The organism is Streptomyces sp. NPDC060000, assembly GCF_042737375.1.
Classification (GTDB): Bacteria; Actinomycetota; Actinomycetes; order Streptomycetales; family Streptomycetaceae; genus Streptomyces.
The window spans coordinates 1-16,792 of sequence record NZ_JBHWUU010000042.1; the positions used below are offsets into that span (position 1 = coordinate 1).

Genomic DNA, 16,792 nt, shown 5'->3' on the forward strand with positions numbered 1-16,792 from the left:
AAGAACTCGTACCAGGCGCCGTACAGGGCGCGTTCGCGCTCGACGAGCAGCGGCAGCGGCTCGGAGGCGGTGACCAGTTCCCGCAACGGATGCCGACCGAGGACGGCGTCCACCTCCGGTGTCAGGGCCGCCGCCAGGCGGGAGACGGCCGGGCGGGTCTCGTCGCGCAGCGCGTCGACCGCCGTCAGCACCACCGCGCGGTCCGGGCCCTCCGGCACTCCGGCGGCCGCCCGCTCGTACAGACGCGAGCCCTCCGCGAGGACCAGCTCCGTGTCCATCCCCGCGGGGATCTTGATGCGGGCGTGGTGGCGCCAGGTGGCGACCGGGTCGCTCCAGGCCTCCACGCTGTACGTCCAGCGGCCCGGCGCGTCCGGCGTGACGTCCGCGCCCCAGCGGTCGGTGCCGGGGGCGAGCTCGCGCATCGGCGTCCACGGGCCGGCACCGCCGTCCGGATCCCGCAGGACGACGTTGGCGGCGACGGCGTCGTGCCCTTCCCGGAACACGGTCGCCGAGACCTCGAAGGTCTCACCGGTGACCGCCTTGGCGGGCCGACGGCCCTGCTGGACGAGCGGGCGGACGTCGAGGACGGGTATGCGCCCCACGGCGGTGGCGTCGCGGCCCGGGGAGGATCGCTCCGGGGCCGGCGAGCCGGAGGCGGGCGACAGCTCCGGGAGAGGCGTGACCTTCCCGGAGCCGCCGGTGCCGCCGGTGCTGCCTGAGCCGCCGGTGCTGCCGGTGAGGCCCGAGCTGTCGCCGCTCTTCGGGGCCTCCTGGCTCTTTTGGCCCTCCGGGCTCTCGGGCTGCTCCAGGCCCTGGGCCTTCTCGGTGTTCTTGCCGTCCTCGCCGTCTTTGCTTTCTTTACTGTCTTTGACGTTCTTGTTGCCCTTGTTGCTCTTGTTGCGAGGCGTCGGGGGTGATGACGGGTGGTGCCTTGCTGGCATGACCGCTCCTGTCCGCATCAACGGGGGGTAGGCGGATGGATGTGGTGGGGAGGGGGTCCTGCGGGGGAGTACCGGAGGAGCCTTCCACCCTATTCGGGTGAGCAATCCGGCGCTTTGTTAACTACTCGCGTGCATTTCTCCACACAGGACCGGCCTCGTTCGCGGGGAACGGAGCCGGTCGCGGAGCTCCGTTACCTGAACGGTGGGATCTGGAGGAGTCTGTCCGGCGAACCGGTCCCCCGGCCGGAGACCTTGCCGTCCACCGCGCCCGCGACCAACGCCCGCGCGACCTGTGCGGGCGTGACCCCCGGATGGTCGGCGAGGACGAGCGCGGCCGCGCCCGCCGCGTGCGGCGCCGCCATCGACGTACCGGACCAGGTCACCCGCCCGGTGTCGCTCCGGTTCGAGGCGGAGGTGATCGACACACCCGGCGCGAACAGGTCGAGGGCCGAACCGTAGTTGGAGAAGCCCGCCCTGGCGTCGCCCCGGTCGGTGGCCCCGACCGTGACGGCCTCCCGCACGTCGGCGGGGGAGTGCAGGGCGGCCGGCTGCCCCGCGTTGCCCGCGGCGACGGTGTAGGTGACACCGGACCGGATGGAGGTGCGGACGGCCGCGTCCAGCGCCGCGTTGTAGCCGCCGCCCAGGCTGAGATTGGCGACCGCGGGCTTGTGCGCGTGCCGGGTGACCCACTCGATGCCCGCGACGGCCCGCGCGGTGGTGCCCGCACCGGCGTCGTCGAGCACCCGTACCGCCACCACCCTGGCCTTCCTGGCGACACCGAGAGTGGTGCCCGCGACGGTGCCGGCGACATGCGTGCCGTGGCCGTTGCCGTCGGTGGCGACACGGTCACCGCCGACGAAGTCCCAGCCGTAGCTCGCCCGGCCGCCGAAGTCGGTGTGCGTGATCCGGACGCCGGTGTCGATCACGTACACCGTGACGCCGGAGCCCGCCGACTTCGGCCAGATGTAGCTGTTGTCCAGAGGCCGGCCCGGCTGGTCGACGCGGTCGAGCCCCCAGGACGGCGGGTTCTTCGTGACCCCCGCCGCGTCCAGCGACACGCGGGTGTCCTGGACGACCGAGGCCACGTGCGGGTCGGCCGCGAGCCGCCGGGCCTGTCTCTCGCCGGCCTCGACGGCGAACCCGTCGAGCACCGTGCCGTAGGTCCGGCGGATCGTCGCCCCGTACGAACCGACGAGGCCGCGCCCGGCCTCCGACGACGCGTGGACGCCCCCCTTCAGTGTCACGAGGTAGCTTCCGCCGACGGAACCGGGCAGACCGGCACCGAGAATCGTCCCCTCCGGTACGGCGTGCGCGGGCAGGGTGACGGCCGAAAGGACCACGGTCGTGACGACCGCGGTCAGGCCCCCCGCCCGGCGCAGACGCCGTGCTCGCGTCCGTGCCATGGTTCGAGTTCCCCTCCTCGACTCGGCGCACGACGGCTCCGCCGGCTTCCGCGACTTCTCCGACCCCGCCGAGTGCGCCACTGGGCAGCCTCTCGTGCGGGGCGAAAGGTCACAAGGTGGCCTACCGGGGCGAAACAGGGTTTCGGCCCGTTGTCGCGGGTCGGGCCGAAAAGCGTGGGTCCGGAGGCGGCCAGCCCTCAGCGGGGCCCGCGCCGACGCCGGTACCGTCTTAGACGACGTGGACGCACACCGCCGTGCGTCTGTTCCTCACGCACGCCGAGGTGGAATGTGAAGGCGATCCGTCGATTCACCGTCCGACCCCTCCTCCCCGAACCCCTCCGGCCACTCAGTGACCTGGCCCGCAACCTGCGCTGGTCCTGGCACGCGGAGACCCGCGACCTCTTCCAGTCCGTCGACCCCGAGCGCTGGGCCCGATCCGACGGCGACCCGGTGAGACTGCTCGGCGGCCTGCGCGCGGCGCGCCTCGCCGAGCTCGCCGAGGACCGGCGCTTCCTGCGCAGGCTGAGTGCCGCCGCCGACGACCTGCACGACTATCTGACCGGCGACCGCTGGTACCAGGCGCAGCCCCGCTCCGCCGGGCTGCCCGCCGCCGTCGCCTACTTCTCACCCGAGTTCGGCGTCACGGCCGCGCTGCCGCAGTACTCCGGCGGCCTCGGCATCCTCGCCGGCGACCACCTGAAGGCGGCCAGCGACCTGGGCGTTCCGCTGATCGGCGTGGGACTGCTCTACCGGCACGGCTACTTCCGTCAGTCGCTGTCCCGGGACGGCTGGCAGCAGGAGCACTATCCCGTCCTCGACCCCAACGAGCTGCCGGTGACCCTCCTGAGGGAGGACGACGGCACCCCCGCGCAGATCTCCCTCGCCCTCCCCGCCGGCAAACAGCTGCACGCACGGGTCTGGCTCGCCCAGGTCGGCCGGGTCCCGCTCCTCATGCTCGACTCGGACGTCGAGGAGAACGGCCTCGGCGAACGCGGGGTGACCGACCGGCTCTACGGCGGCGGCAGCGAGCACCGGCTGCTCCAGGAGATGCTGCTGGGCATAGGGGGCGTCCGGGCGGTACGCACGTACTGCCGTCTGACCGGCCACGCCCCGCCCGAGGTGTTCCACACCAACGAGGGCCACGCGGGCTTCCTCGGTCTGGAGCGGATCGCCGAACTCGCCGACACGGGGCTGGATTTCGACTCCGCGCTCGAAGCCGTCCGGGCCGGCACGGTCTTCACCACCCACACTCCCGTCCCGGCCGGCATCGACCGCTTCGACCGTGAGCTGGTCGCCCGCCACTTCGGATCCCAGGCCGAGCTTCCGCGCATGGATGTCGACCGCATCCTGCGGCTGGGCATGGAGACATACCCGGGCGGTGAGCCGAACCTCTTCAACATGGCCGTGATGGGCCTGCGGCTGGCGCAGCGCGCGAACGGCGTGTCGCTGCTGCACGGCCAGGTGAGCAGGGAGATGTTCTCCGGCCTGTGGCCGGGCTTCGACCCGGACGAGGTGCCGATCACCTCCGTCACCAACGGCGTGCACGCCCCGACCTGGGTCGCGCCCGAGGTGCTGCGCCTCGGCGCCCGCCAGATCGGCACCGGGCGCACCGAGGAGGCCCTGAGCGTCGGTGGCTCCGACCGCTGGGACGCCGTCGCCGACATCCCCGACCAGGACATCTGGGAGCTGCGCCGCGATCTGCGTGAGCAGCTGGTGGTCGAGGTGCGCAAGCGGCTGCGGGCGTCCTGGCGCCAACGCGGCGCGGGGACGGCGGAACTGGGCTGGATCGACGGCGTCCTGGACCCGGACGTCCTCACCATCGGCTTCGCGCGCCGGGTCCCCTCGTACAAACGCCTGACGCTGATGCTGAGGGACCGCGACCGGCTGATGGACCTGCTGCTGCACGCGGAGCGGCCGATCCAGATCGTCGTCGCGGGCAAGGCGCACCCGGCGGACGACGGCGGCAAACGGCTGGTCCAGGAACTGGTCCGGTTCACCGACGATCCGCGCGTCCGGCACCGGGTCGTCTTCCTGCCCGACTACGGCATGGCGATGGCGCAGAAGCTGTACCCGGGATGCGACATCTGGCTCAACAACCCGCTGCGGCCCCTGGAGGCCTGCGGCACGTCCGGTATGAAGGCGGCGCTCAACGGCTGTCTCAACCTGTCCGTCCTGGACGGCTGGTGGGACGAGTGGTTCCAGCCGGACTTCGGCTGGGCGATCCCCACCGCCGACGGCGTCGGCACCGACCCCGACCACCGCGACGACATCGAGGCGGCGGCCCTCTACGACCTCCTCGAGCAGCGCATCACCCCGCGCTTCTACGAACGCGGTCAGGCGGGCCTGCCGGACCGCTGGATCGAGATGGTCCGCCAGACCCTCACCCTGCTCGGCCCGAAGGTGCTGGCCGGACGCATGGTCCGCGAATACGTGGAACGGCTCTACACTCCGGCCGCCCACGCGCACCGGTCGATGAGCCCCGACACGGCGCGCGAACTCGCCCTGTGGAAGCAGCGGGTGAGCTCGGCCTGGCACGCGGTGCGGGTGGACCACGTCGAGACGTCGGTGGCCACCACCACCGCCGAACTCGGCACCATCCTCGCCCTGCGGGTCCGCGTCGGCCTCGGCGACCTCACCCCCGACGACGTCGAGGTGCAGGCCGTCTCTGGCCGGGTCGACGAGGAGGACCGCATCACCGACGCGGCGAAGGTCCCGCTGAAGCCGGCCGGCGGCCCGGACCTGGAAGGCCGCTGGCTCTACGAGGGCCCGCTGTCCCTGGACCGGACAGGACCCTACGGCTACACGGTCCGCATCCTCCCGTCCCACCGACTGCTGGCCTCCGGCGCGGAGTTGGGCCTGGTGGAGGTGCCGTCCGAGGAGGCGGCGGAGGGGGCGGGGGTGCTGTTGCGGTAGCGGGTCCACTCGGGCGCCGGCGTGGTCACGTCGGCGCCCGAGGGCTGTCGTCCGAATGCTGTGGCCGCGTCAGAGCAGGGCTGTCATAGGCTTTGGCGCCCGGCAACCGACTCACAGAGAGGCCGACGGCGCGTGTCCGACAGACCGTCCGAAGAGCACAGACCCGGTTCTGGGAACGAGGGGCGGGACGGGGGTGGGGACCAGGGCGATTCGTCTTCCGAACCCGGCAGTTCCATACCCGACGAGGAATGGGCGAAGTTCGTCCAGGACAGCGAACTTGCGATACGCGAGACCGCTCCGAAGGAGCCGTCCGCGCGGGCCCGCATGGTCACCGAGCGGCTGCGGCAGCAGGAGGCGCGGGGTGAGCAGCCCGAGGGCTGGCGCAGCGGCCCGGCCTGGCAGGAGATGGACGGAAGGGGGGCCCGGCGGAAGCGGTGGCTGTGGGTCTTCCTCGGCCTGCCCGCCGTGATCGCTCTTGCGGCCGTGGCGATGCGGCCGTCGCTGCTGCCCGGCGATCCCTTCGGCACCGGAGAACACGAGCCCGCCGTCGCCGCGTCACCGCTGCCGGCCGAGACCGCGGCCCCGACCGGTGCGCCCGCCGCGGTGGATCCCGACACGCCGACCCTCGCCCGGCCGTTCGCCGGCTCGCCTGCCGCGCAGTGGGCCGACGGAGCGGCAGGCATCGTCCTGCCGAAGGCGAAGGCGGTCGGATCGCTGTCCGAGGCGCAGGTGGAGCAGGGGCTCCAGCGGACCAGGAAACTCCTGATCGACGCCGACCTCGACCCGGTCACCTTGCGCGGCGGACGTCCCGAGACCGCGCTCGCGTTGATCGATCCGCAGCAGAAGGACCTGCTGGGCCTGCTGAACACCGCGCTGAGCAAGCCGGACAAGGAACACGACCCGCTGTCGATGTTCAGCCGCTTCAACCCCGCCGAACTGCGCCTGGCCGGTCCCGTGGTCAAGACGCGGGGGCGGATGACCTTCGCGGCGGGTGAGCACGCCACCGTCGTCGTGCACGCCGACTACACCTTCGTCTACCCGGTGATGCGCGTCGGCAAGGACGCCACGACCGAGGTGAAACGCACCATCGTCCGCCGCGTGCTCGACATCGGGCTCTACGACCCCGCCAAGTACGTCGTCACCCCGGGGAAGATCAGCGTCAAGAAGTACGACGAGGACATCGGCAACTCCGCCTGCGACGTGTACGACGGCTATCTGCACCCGCGGTTCTCGACGGGCGGGACGACGGCCGAACCCACGGGCGCGCCCGCGACCGGGCCGACGACAGACCCGTACGACCGCAGCAAGGACCTCGACGAGAACCGTGAGGAAGCCTGCGGCGTGGTGTCCCGTACCTGAGGGACGACCAAAAACACCTGGCAGATCCGGATGCCGCGCGTTACGCTCCTCCGCGATGACTACTCCTTCTGTTGACAGATCGGGGGCCCCGTCCGCGCAAGGTGAGTGCTGATGCTCACTCGGACCGCGAACGAGGATTCCCGACTTCCCTTCTGGCTGCGCGTGCGCGAGTTCGCCGTGCCGGCCTCCATGATCGAGACCGCGACCGCCCGTCGCCGTGCCGGGGACTGGGCGGGAGCGTGTGCCGCCGCCGGTATCGATGTCGATCTCGACCTGCGTGCCCTGACGCGGGCCCACGGCCCTGAGTTCACTTCCCGACTCCGGGCCGACCTGCGTCACCTGGCGCCCGATCTGCTGCGCTGGCACATGCCGAGGGTCGCTCCCGACGGGCTGCTGCGGGCAGGCCTGACCATCGCCCTCGCCCGGTACGAAACCGGCACCGCGGGGCGCGACGACACCCGATGGCCGGTGCACCTGGTGGTGCGGACCCCGCCCGCCTGGGCGGATGCCGGACAGCGGTTCAGCCTCACGCTGTGGGACGGCTCCCACGGTTCCCACGGCGGTCATCCGCATCCCCGGCCCAGCCGGCGGTTCCGGTTGGACCTGCACCGTCACCTGTGGGACGCGCGCAGGGCGGGCGAACTGGCCGTCCGGGCAGGTGCAGGGGCCGGGGTGGGGGTGGGGGCGGGTGGTCTGCCGCGCGCCGACGGCTCGCTCGTGCCGGACGGTCTGCCCGCGTCCGACGGTTCCCTCGTGCCCGGCCGTTCCCTCGTGTCCGACGGTCGTGGCTGTGCCGTCGACCGGTGGGCGGACGAGGCCGAGATCCTGCTCCGCGCCGACGGCCGTACCAGGGGCGCCGGCACCGGCACCGTGCTCGTGCGGCTCGGGAGGCGGCATTCGCTGCTCCTGGAGCTGAGCGCGGGGGCGGCCTGCCCCGGTCCGCCCGATCCGTCGGTGCCGCCCGGTCCCTCTGTGTCGTCCGTGCCGCGGATGGTGGTCAAGGCCGTATACAGAGGCGGCGGTTGCGGCCTTCCGGTGTTGCCCGACGCGGCTACCTGGGTGCCGCCCGACCTGGAGTTGATCCGCGCCGGTGCGATCGACGCCGATCGGCTGCACCCGCTCGTCGCCTCGGCGCTGGTGCCGGATCAGGTGCCGCCGCTGACTCCACGACCGACGCCGACCGGTCCGGCCCCGTCCTCGTCACCGGCTCGGGTGGCGGCTGAGGGCCGGGCCGGGCAGCCGCATCTCGTGGACTGCCGGGGGGAGCCGCACCGGATCGGGCTGGTCGACGGGGTACTGGCCCCGCTGGACCACGGCCCGGACGAGGTCCGGCGCGAGGAACTGCTGGTCGCGCTGACCGGTACTCCCTTGCCCTGTCTGCAGGCCATCGACGACGCCCATCGGCGCCCCGACTGTCTCACCGGGGTGCGGGAGCGCCTCGTCCACGGGGACATCGACGGCGCGCTGGCCGTCGTCGAGGGGCTGCTCGGCCCCGGCGCGATCCTGCGCGACGGCGCGCTGCGGGACGAACTCGAGGCGGCCGCGCGGCGCCGGATCGCCTACGGACTGTTCCGCGCCGGTCTGTCCGGACCCGGCCCCGGCCGGATCGGCCCGGGGCCCAGCCGTCCCGGAAACCACCGCTCGCACCCACGCGACACGACCACCCGCTGACCGGGTGAGGCACCACTTCTCCATCTCCTGAGCGTTCTCCCTCTCTTCGGTCTCCTGAGTCCCTCTCCGGCTCCTCAGCCGTTTCCGGGGTTTCGCCCCGCGCCCACTCGTCGCTCCGCACACCCGAAGGTGATCCCTCATGCCCACTTGCACCCCGTTGGTCCTAGCCGACAGCCCCTTCACCACGACACCCACAGCCGCCGCGTCCGCCGCGCCTGCCTCCCAACTCGACGTGGCCGCACAGCTGTTGACCCTGCTCCGTGACTCCACCACCGAGCCCCGTCCCGACAGCCAACTCGAGGCGCTGACCCTGGCCGTGGCCGCCGACCTGCCCGTGCTGCTCTGGGGCGAGCCGGGCATCGGCAAGACCGCGGCCCTGACCCAGCTCGCCGCCTCCCTCGACCTGCCGCTGACCACCGTCATCGCGAGCGTCCATGAGCCGTCCGACTTCTCGGGGCTGCCCGTCGTCGGGGACGATCCCGCGGAACAGGGCGTGCCGATGGCCCCGCCGGACTGGGCGGTACGGCTGGTGCGGGCCGGCAAGGGGCTGCTGTTCCTCGACGAGTTGTCCACCGCGCCGCCGGCCGTGCAGGCCGCGCTGCTTCGCCTGGTGCTCGAGCGCAGGATCGGTTCGCTGCGACTGCCGCCCGGCGTGCGGATCGTGGCCGCCGCCAACCCGCGGTCCTCGGCGGCCGACGGCTGGGAGCTGAGCCCGCCGCTGGCCAACCGGTTCGTGCACCTTCAGTGGACCCACGACCACGAGGTCGTCGTACGCGGCCTCGGCGGTACCTGGCCGCGGGCCACCCTGCCCCGGCTCGACCCGCAACGGCTGCCGGAGGCCGTGGACTTCGCCCGGCGCGCGGTGTGCGGGCTGCTCGCCGCCCGCCCCACGCTCGTGCACCGGCTGCCGAGCGGGGAGACCCGCCGGGGCGGGCCCTGGCCGTCTCCCCGGAGCTGGGAGATGACCCTGAGTCTGATCGCCTTCGCCACCGCGGCCGGCTCCTCCCGGGACGTCCTGTCGCAGCTGGTGAGGGGCACCGTCGGGGACGGGCCGGGGCTGGAGCTGCTGGCGAGCCTGGACCGGCTGGACCTGCCGGACCCGGAGACGCTGCTCGCCGACCCGGCGGGTGCCGAACTGCCCGAGCGGGGCGACCTGCGCCAGGCCGTGCTCGACGGTGTGGTGGCGGCGGTTCGCGCCCGGCCGACCCGGTCCCGCTGGGACGCGGCGTGGGCGCTGCTCGTCAAGGCGGTGGAGACCGGGGCCCCGGACCTGGTGGTGGTCCCCGCGACCACGCTCGCCACCCTCCGCCAGGAGGACTGGGACGTCCCCGCCTCGATCGAGAGCCTCGCCGGAGCCGTGGCCCTGTCCCGGCGGGCTGACCGGGCGGCTGACCGGGCGTCGGACCTGGCGACGGCACGGATCGCCGGGACCGCGAAGGCCGGCCGGTGACCGCGCATGCGACGGCCGGGCCGTCGAACGCGGACCTTGACTTGCACCCGGACCAGAGCCCGGACCCGGGGGGCCGACGACCAGGTGCGCGTCATGAGCGCGGCGCTGCGGTTGTCCGCCGTGGCGGGCGCCAGAACCCGGACCGAAGCCCGAGCCCGAGCCCGGGCCCGATCCCGAGCCCGGGCCCGATCCCGGGTCCGGGCCCGATCCCGGGTCCGGGCCAGAGCCCGATCCCGAGTCCGGCCCCGAGTCCGGCCCCGAGTCCGGCCCCGAGTCCGGCCCCGAGTCCGATCCCGAGCCCGTCCCCGAGCCCGTCCCCGAGCCCGAGCCCGTCCCCGAGCCCGAGCCCGGGCCAGAGCCCGAGCCCGGGCCAGAGCCCGAGCCCGGGCCAGAGCCCGAGCCCGAGCCAGAGCCAGAGCCCGAGCCCGGGCCAGAGCCCGAGCCCGAGCCAGAGCCAGAGCCCGAGCCCGGGCCAGAGCCCGAGCCCGGGCCAGAGCCCGATCCCGATCCCGAGCCCGATCCCGATCCCGATCCCGAGCCCGATCCCGATCCCGAGCCCGAGCCCGAGCCCCGCCCAGAGCCCGGCCCTGGAGCGGGACCCGGACCCGGACCTGGCTTTGGATCTCGACAAGCTGCTCGCCGCCCGGCTGCAGGCCGCTCGGGCCCGGCCCTACCTGGCGACGGCGCTGTTCGCCCTGCACGTCGTCGCGTCGCGGCAGGTGCCGACGATGGGCGTCGACCGGCACTGGCGCTGCTATGTCTCACCGGCGTTCGTGGACCGGATGCCGGTGGAGGAGCTGGCCTCGGTGTGGGTGCACGAGGTGTCGCACCTGCTGCGTGACCATCACGGGCGCAGTGACCGGGTGGCCCGGGAGCGGAGTCTGACCGGGCCGGGGGAGCGGCTGCGGATGAACATTGCCGCCGACTGCGAGATCAACGACGACGCGTTCGGGGACGGGCTGGTCGAGCCCGAAGGCGCCGTCCGGCCCCAGTCGTTGGGGCTGCCCGACGGGAAGTTGATGGAGGAGTACCTGACCCGGTTCCGGCTCGGTCCGCACACGGAGGGTCTCTCCTGGCTGGACTGCGGCAGCGGCGCCGACGGACTGGACCGGGAGTGGGAGCTGGGTGCCGACGGCGCGAACGGGCTCAGCAAGGAGGAACGGGACGCCGTCCGGTTCCGGGTGGCGCAGGGCATCAACGGCAGGCCGGGCTCCGCCCCGAGGCAGTGGAAGCGGTGGGCGGAGGAGGCGTTCCATCCGCCGCAGCCCTGGCGGGAGTTGCTGGGCGCGGCCGTCCGCTCGGCGGCCTCCGGGCCGGGTGCGGGCGAGGACTACACCTACGGCCGTCCGGCGCGCCGCTCGGCCGGTCTGCCCGGAGTCGTCCTGCCGAGCCTGCGCCGCAGACCGCCGAGGGTCTGCGTGGTCATCGACACGTCGGGGTCGGTCAGCGACGCCGAACTGGGCAGCGCGCTCCTGGAGGTCGCCGCGATCGCCCGTGCCGTGGGCGGCCGTCGCGACCTGGTCACCGTGGTGCCGTGCGACGCCTCGGCCCGGGTCGCGCACCCGCTGTGCCGAGCCGAGGGGATCCCCCTGCTGGGCGGCGGCGGGACGGACCTGCGCACCGGCTTCGCCAAGGCGCTGCGGACGACGCCCCGCCCCGACGCCGTCGTGGTCCTCACCGACGGCCAGACCCCCTGGCCGGAAACCCGCCCGTCCTGCCGCACGGTCATCGGCCTGTTCCCCCGGGGCCCGGGCGCGTACAACGAGAACAACCCCGACTACGTACCGGACGCCCCGCCCGCCTGGGCCCGGGTGGTGGAGATCGGCTAGGGGTCGGCCACGGGCCGGGTGGTGACTGGGCGCGGGTTCCTGCGGGGCGGGGGTTTCCGGAGCCGCGGTGGCCCGCGCCGCCCGCCCACGACGCACATGTGGCGGGGATCACGCCGGGCGGAAAACCTGCGGCCCGGCCCGGGCGTCTAGCGGGTGTGAGATCAGTCAGGGCAGCGCTGCACGAGGTGGACGAGGAGCGTCTCGTCCGCCTCGTGGCGAAAGGCGACCGTGCCGCGTTCGAGGAGTTGTACCGGCGAACATCGCCGTGGTTGGCGGTGCGGCTGCGCCGTCGGTGTGTGGACGAGCAGATCGTCGCGGAGGTCATGCAGGAGACCTACCTGGCGGTGTGGCGCGCGGCGGGTGCGTTCGCCGGGGCCGCGGTCGGAGGGTCGGCCACCGGTTGGCTGTGGACGATCGCGGCGCGCCGCCTGGTCGACGCGTTCCGGCGCAGGGCTCATCACGCGGAGCCGCCGCCGACCGCCGCCGCGCCCGACGCGGCGCCCGCCGCCGAGGAGGAGGCGCTCGCGGCGACCGTCGGCGGTGATGTCGGGGACGCGCTGCGGTGCCTCGCGCCGGAGTTGAGACAGGTACTGCAGGCCATGGTGCTCGACGGGCTGTCCGTCCGGGAGACCGCGGTCCTGCTCGGGCTGCCCGAGGGCACGGTCAAGACCCGTGCCCGCCGGGCCCGGATCGCGATGCGGAGGGCGCTGGCGTGAGTGTGGAACACGCGTCGACGCGGATCATCGAGGGGTACGCGCGGGGCGGCACGGACCTCGCCGCCGACGAGGTGTGGGCCGTGGAGGGACATCTCGAGGCGTGCCGGGTGTGCCGTGACCGGCTCTCCGCCGCTGTCGTTGCCGGGGTGCCCGCCGTGGTGTCGCTGGTCGACACCGTCTGGTCCGGCCTCGAGCCCGAGCTCACGGTCACCGCCACGATGCCGCGGGGACGGCGCTGGTCGGCGCGGCTGGCGAGGTGGATGACGCCCACGATGGTGCCGTGGCTGGCCATGGTCGTGGGCGTGACACTGCTGGCCCTGCTGCTGGACACGGTCGGCTCCGGTTCCGGCGAGGTGTCGATGGTGCTGCTGTTCGCGCCGGTCCTGCCCGTGCTCGGAGTCGCGGCGTCCTGGTCGCGCGGTCTGGACCCGGCGTACGAACTGACGGCCTCCGTGCCCAGGGCCGGGCTGCATCTGGTGCTGCGGCGCACGGCGTCCGTGCTCGGCGTGGTCGTCCCCGCGCTGCTGTTGGGCGGATGGATGACGGGGGTGATGGTGGCGCAGTGGCTGCTGCCCTGTCTGGCCTTCACGGCGACGACGCTGGCGCTCGGCGGCGTCGTCGGTGTGACCCGCGCCGCCGTCGTGCTGGCCGGCGTCTGGGCCGCCGTCGTCGTGGCGCCGACCCTGGCCACCAGCCGTACGGCCTTCGCCCTGCGGACGGGCGGTCTGCCCGCGTGGGGCCTGGTCCTCGCACTCGGCATCGGTGTCGTGATCGCCCGCAGGGGCGCGTACTCCGTGCTGGGAGCCCATCGATGATCATCGGCAGGAACCTCGGCAGGAACCTCGGCAGGAACCTCGGCAGGAACCTCGGCAGGAACCTCGGCAGGAACCTCGGCAAGAACCTCGGCAAGAACCTCGGCAAGAACCTCGTCGAAGACCTCGGCAGGAAGCCAGGAACGAACCTCGGAAGGGAACACCACATGACGTCCGCGGTGAGCGCGGCCGATATCGCGCCGACGGCCTACGCCTGGGAGATCCGGGCCACCGGGCTCAAGGTCAGGGTCGGCAGGAAGCGGATGGCCGTCGACGGCCTCGACCTGTCGCTCGGCATCGGCGTACACGGACTCCTCGGACCCAACGGGGCGGGCAAGACCACCCTCATCCGGGCGCTGGCCACCGTGGTGCGCCCCACCGCGGGCAGCCTGGAGCTGCTGGGCGAGTCCGTGGGCGGCATGGGCGAGCACCGTGCGCTGCGCCGCCGGATCGGATACCTGCCGCAGGAGTTCGGCTACTACAAGCGCTTCACGGTGCGCGAGTTCGTCGAGTACATGGCGTGGCTGAAGGAGGTGCCGAAGGCGGAGATCCCCGCGGCGGTGCAGCGCGCCGTGGAGCGGGTGGGGCTGGCGGACCGCGCCGACGAGAAGATGAAGGCACTGTCGGGCGGCATGGTGCGCAGGGTCGGCATCGCCCAGGCCATCGTCAACGACCCGACGATCCTGCTGCTCGACGAGCCGACTGTCGGCCTGGACCCGGCACAGCGGCTGCGCTTCCGCGAGCTGCTGCAGGAGTTGGGCACGGACACCTGTGTGCTCGTCTCGACCCATCTGGTGGAGGACGTCGCCGCCGCCTGCACCGACGTGGTGCTCTTCGCCGAGGGCCGGCTGGTCTTCCAGGGCCCTCCGGACGAGCTGGCCTCGGTGGGCGGCCCGGAGCACGTGGGTGACAGCCCGCTGGAGCGCGGCTACTCGGCACTGCTGCTCAACCCCGAGCAGGGAAGGGGCACCTGGTGAACGTCCGCGTCCTGCGCATCGAGCTGAAGCGGTCCGTCGCCCCGTGGGCCGGCGCCGTGGTCCTGACGACGGCGCTGGCGTTCCTGTACCTGATTCGCGGATCGTGGTGGACGGGCACCACGGCGTGGACGGCCCAGTGGACGTCCATGGCCCTGTGGACCCGCTCCCTGCTGTTCTACCTGTGGCCGCTCGCCGTGGGCCTCGGGGCGCTGCAGGGCCTGCGCGACCACCGCTCGAAGATCACCGAGCTGCTGACGAGCACGCCGCGGCCCGCCCGGCACCGCGCGGCCACGCTGGCGGGCGCGACGGCGATCACGCTGGCCTCGGCTTTTGCGTTCCTCGTCCTCGTGGGCGCGGTCCAGGTCGTCGCCAACACCGAGTACACGCACCTCGGGTGGCTGCCGATCTCGCTGGTGGGGGCACTCTTCCTCGTCGCGGGAGCCGTACTGGGCATGGGGGCCGGGCGGGCCCTGCCGTCCGCGCTCACCCCGCCCGCGCTGACCATGGGCGCCTTCGTGTTCACGGCCCTCATGCACATGTCGTTGGGCCGGACGGAGACGACCACGGCGACGGGAATCACGAGCACGGAGCCGAACCGGGTCTCCCTGCTGTCACCGGCGGTGCAAGAGGTGCGCCACGCCCTCGTGACGCTCTCCGCCTCCGTGCACGTCGGGCAGACGATCTGGCTGTTCGGCATGGCCGCGACCGGCTTCGCGCTGCTGGTCGCCGCGACCCCGCGCGCCCGGCTGATCGCTCTGACGCCCGTCCTGGCGGGCGCGGCGCTCGCCCTGCTCGTCCTCCCCTCCGACCCGCGCCGGACGTACGTCGTCGACGAGGCCGCCGCGGAGCTGGTGTGCGACGGCCCGGTGTGCGTGACGAAGACGCAGCAAGGGCGACTCGCCGACCTCGCGGGTCCCGGTAAGGAGGCGCTGCGCCTGCTGCATGGCGCCCTGGGCAGCCAGGCGCCGATCTCGATCCGGGAGAACGCCACCGTGCTGCCGGAGGGCTCCACGCCGCAGTGGTCCCGCAAGACCCTGCTCTTCGACTTCGACGACGACATCATCGCCGCCGCGAAGGGCGGGGAGCTGACCCGGGCCCTGATCGCCAAAGGCATGGTGCCAGGGTGTTCCCCCGTCGGCTGGAGCAGCTTCGGGGGAGACGAATTCGCGCAGACCGTCGCGGTGGGCTGGGTCCTCGGGGACCTCGGGCCGCTGCCCGGCACCTTGTCGGAGAGTCTGCGCCACGAGATCGACGCCGAGACCCGCCCGGTGTGGAAGGAACTCAAGGCGCTGCCGCGGGCCGAACAGTTCGCGCGGATCGACGCGATGCGCGCCGCCGCGCTCTCCTGCAAGGGCGACGCCTTCGACACGCTGAAGGGCGGTGTGTCGCGGTGAGATGGCTGACGCTGTACGCGCGCTCGCGTCAGGTACCCGCGTCGCTCGCGGCGGTGGTGATCGGCGCGGTGGCGGTGTGGGCACTCGCCGGGGACGGGGGCGAGGGGCCCGGTGATCCGCGGTTGCCCGTACTCGTCCTCGCTGCGGGTGCGATGGCGGCCTCGGTCGGGCTCGGCGGGCAGGACCTCGCACTGGACCGGACGGCCGCGATCCGCTGGGTGCCCCGCAGGGCGGCGCACGTGCTGCTCGCCGGCGCGGTCGTCGGCACGGTGCTGCTGACAGTGCAGACCATGGGCGCGTCGATGACCACCACCGCGTTCGTGGTCCGGGACAGCGCGGGCCTGATGGGACTGGCCGCCCTGGGCGCGGCGCTCGCGGGCGGCCGGTACGCGTGGACGCCGCCGTTCGCCTGGCTCTCGTTCTCCTTCTTCGCCCCGCCCCCGACGAGTGCGCCGATGCGGGTGGCGACCTGGATGATGCTGCCCCCCGGCACGGCGGCGGGCACCTGGACGGCCCTGGTCCTCACGGCCGCCGGCACCGCGGCCTACACCGTCGCGGGCCCGAGACGGTGACCGGACGGGGCCACCGGATCGGGACACGGCCGTGATCGGGACACGGCCGTGAGCACCGCCGGGGGATTTGGTGGAGGCGGTGGTACCGGGGCCGGTGCTCCACCACGGATGACGCCCGAGAGCCGGGCCTCGGATCTGAGCCTCGGAGCCGGGCGTCGGAGCCGGTCCGACCCGCCGTCCGCTACGACTCCTCGCCGCCGCTCAGCCCCCGCAGCACCACCCCGCACCGCCGCGCGTACGCCTGTTGGAGGCCTCGGGTCGCCGGGCCGCCGGCCCTCGCGTACCACTTCGCGCCGCGGCTGAAGGCGGAGACCGTCAGCCATACCGTGCCGTCTCCCGTGCGGTCGACGACGAAGGACTCCTCGCCGCATTCGGGGTGGCCGGGGAGGGTGCCGTAGGCCCAGCCGGCGCGCCGGTGTTCGTCCACCGTCCAGACCACGCGGCAGGGGGCCTTTATGAGGCCCGCCAGGGTGACCGTGACGTCGACGTCCGGGGCCGCCCGTTCCGCCGAGGCGTCGATACCGACCCCCAGCGCACGGTGCATCTCCCACGTCATGACCGCTTCCGCGGCGCGGCGGAAGACCTCGTGGCCCTCGCCGAGGCGGGCGCGGACGTGGAGTGGACGGAAGCCCGGAGGGCATTGGCCGGGGCGGTCGCGGGTCGCGCCGACGTCGGTGTAGGTGAAGTCCTGCGGAGACATGGGGCCCAAGCGTAGGGCGGCACCCGGGGATGACCTCGTCCCGGGTGCCGCCCAA

13 protein-coding genes are annotated in these 16,792 nt (G+C 73.4%); 10 read left to right on the forward strand and 3 right to left on the reverse strand.

The window, feature by feature from the left end:
- Together ACFWBB_RS22165 and ACFWBB_RS22170 are read right to left on the reverse strand one after the other, a co-directional pair.
- On the reverse strand, window positions 1-941 hold a 941-nt coding region (locus tag ACFWBB_RS22165; protein ID WP_385275061.1), incomplete at its 3' end, for a maltotransferase domain-containing protein.
- A gap of 191 nt (window positions 942-1,132) precedes the next feature.
- On the reverse strand, window positions 1,133-2,344 hold the full coding sequence (locus ACFWBB_RS22170; protein ID WP_385275064.1) for a S8 family peptidase: 1,212 nt from the start codon (window positions 2,342-2,344) through the stop codon (window positions 1,133-1,135).
- A gap of 288 nt (window positions 2,345-2,632) precedes the next feature.
- Here ACFWBB_RS22170 and ACFWBB_RS22175 point away from each other — a divergent pair, with 288 nt between their 5' ends.
- The 10 genes from ACFWBB_RS22175 (at window position 2,633) to ACFWBB_RS22220 (ending at window position 16,037) form a co-directional block, all read left to right on the forward strand.
- A complete protein-coding gene (locus ACFWBB_RS22175) occupies window positions 2,633-5,257 on the forward strand; it encodes a glycosyltransferase family 1 protein (RefSeq protein WP_385275067.1) in 2,625 nt (874 codons plus the stop codon).
- A gap of 132 nt (window positions 5,258-5,389) precedes the next feature.
- The gene (locus ACFWBB_RS22180; protein WP_385275070.1) at window positions 5,390-6,616 is read left to right on the forward strand and encodes a hypothetical protein; all 1,227 of its coding nucleotides are present in this window, start codon (window positions 5,390-5,392) and stop codon (window positions 6,614-6,616) included.
- 111 nt (window positions 6,617-6,727) lie between these two features.
- Window positions 6,728-8,287 carry a hypothetical protein gene (locus tag ACFWBB_RS22185; protein WP_385275073.1) on the forward strand — a complete coding sequence of 520 codons (1,560 nt, stop codon included), beginning with the start codon at window positions 6,728-6,730 and terminating at the stop codon, window positions 8,285-8,287.
- A gap of 139 nt (window positions 8,288-8,426) precedes the next feature.
- The gene (locus tag ACFWBB_RS22190; RefSeq protein WP_385275076.1) at window positions 8,427-9,737 is read left to right on the forward strand and encodes an AAA family ATPase; all 1,311 of its coding nucleotides are present in this window, start codon (window positions 8,427-8,429) and stop codon (window positions 9,735-9,737) included.
- 587 nt (window positions 9,738-10,324) lie between these two features.
- On the forward strand, window positions 10,325-11,566 hold the full coding sequence (locus ACFWBB_RS22195; protein ID WP_385275164.1) for a VWA-like domain-containing protein: 1,242 nt from the start codon (window positions 10,325-10,327) through the stop codon (window positions 11,564-11,566).
- Window positions 11,567-11,721: 155 nt separating this feature from the next.
- A complete protein-coding gene (locus tag ACFWBB_RS22200; RefSeq protein ID WP_385275079.1) occupies window positions 11,722-12,282 on the forward strand; it encodes an RNA polymerase sigma factor in 561 nt (186 codons plus the stop codon).
- A complete protein-coding gene (locus ACFWBB_RS22205; protein WP_385275082.1) occupies window positions 12,279-13,097 on the forward strand; it encodes a zf-HC2 domain-containing protein in 819 nt (272 codons plus the stop codon). The genes ACFWBB_RS22200 and ACFWBB_RS22205 overlap by 4 nt, the downstream gene beginning before the upstream one ends.
- A 164-nt stretch (window positions 13,098-13,261) precedes the next feature.
- Window positions 13,262-14,071, forward strand: coding sequence for an ABC transporter ATP-binding protein (locus tag ACFWBB_RS22210; RefSeq protein WP_385275167.1), 810 nt, complete (start codon window positions 13,262-13,264; stop codon window positions 14,069-14,071).
- The gene (locus ACFWBB_RS22215) at window positions 14,068-15,465 is read left to right on the forward strand and encodes a hypothetical protein (protein ID WP_385275085.1); all 1,398 of its coding nucleotides are present in this window, start codon (window positions 14,068-14,070) and stop codon (window positions 15,463-15,465) included. The genes ACFWBB_RS22210 and ACFWBB_RS22215 overlap by 4 nt, the downstream gene beginning before the upstream one ends.
- Entirely contained in the window at window positions 15,462-16,037 is a 576-nt protein-coding gene (locus ACFWBB_RS22220; RefSeq protein WP_385275088.1) for a hypothetical protein, read from the forward strand. The genes ACFWBB_RS22215 and ACFWBB_RS22220 overlap by 4 nt, the downstream gene beginning before the upstream one ends.
- 181 nt (window positions 16,038-16,218) lie before the next feature.
- Here the strand turns inward: ACFWBB_RS22220 and ACFWBB_RS22225 are convergent, their stop codons facing one another.
- Window positions 16,219-16,737, reverse strand: coding sequence for a DUF1990 domain-containing protein (locus ACFWBB_RS22225; protein ID WP_385275091.1), 519 nt, complete (start codon window positions 16,735-16,737; stop codon window positions 16,219-16,221).
- Window positions 16,738-16,792: the final 55 nt, after the last annotated feature.

Bases quoted from the DNA above. Each gene is read 5' to 3' on its own strand.
- ACFWBB_RS22190 (WP_385275076.1), top strand. From the start codon at position 8,427: ATGCCCACTTGCACCCCGTTGGTCCTAGCCGACAGCCCCTTCACCACG.
- ACFWBB_RS22210 (WP_385275167.1), top strand. From the start codon at position 13,262: ATGACGTCCGCGGTGAGCGCGGCCGATATCGCGCCGACGGCCTACGCC.
- ACFWBB_RS22185 (WP_385275073.1), top strand. From the start codon at position 6,728: ATGCTCACTCGGACCGCGAACGAGGATTCCCGACTTCCCTTCTGGCTG.
- ACFWBB_RS22170 (WP_385275064.1), bottom strand. From the start codon at position 2,344: ATGGCACGGACGCGAGCACGGCGTCTGCGCCGGGCGGGGGGCCTGACC.
- ACFWBB_RS22225 (WP_385275091.1), bottom strand. From the start codon at position 16,737: ATGTCTCCGCAGGACTTCACCTACACCGACGTCGGCGCGACCCGCGAC.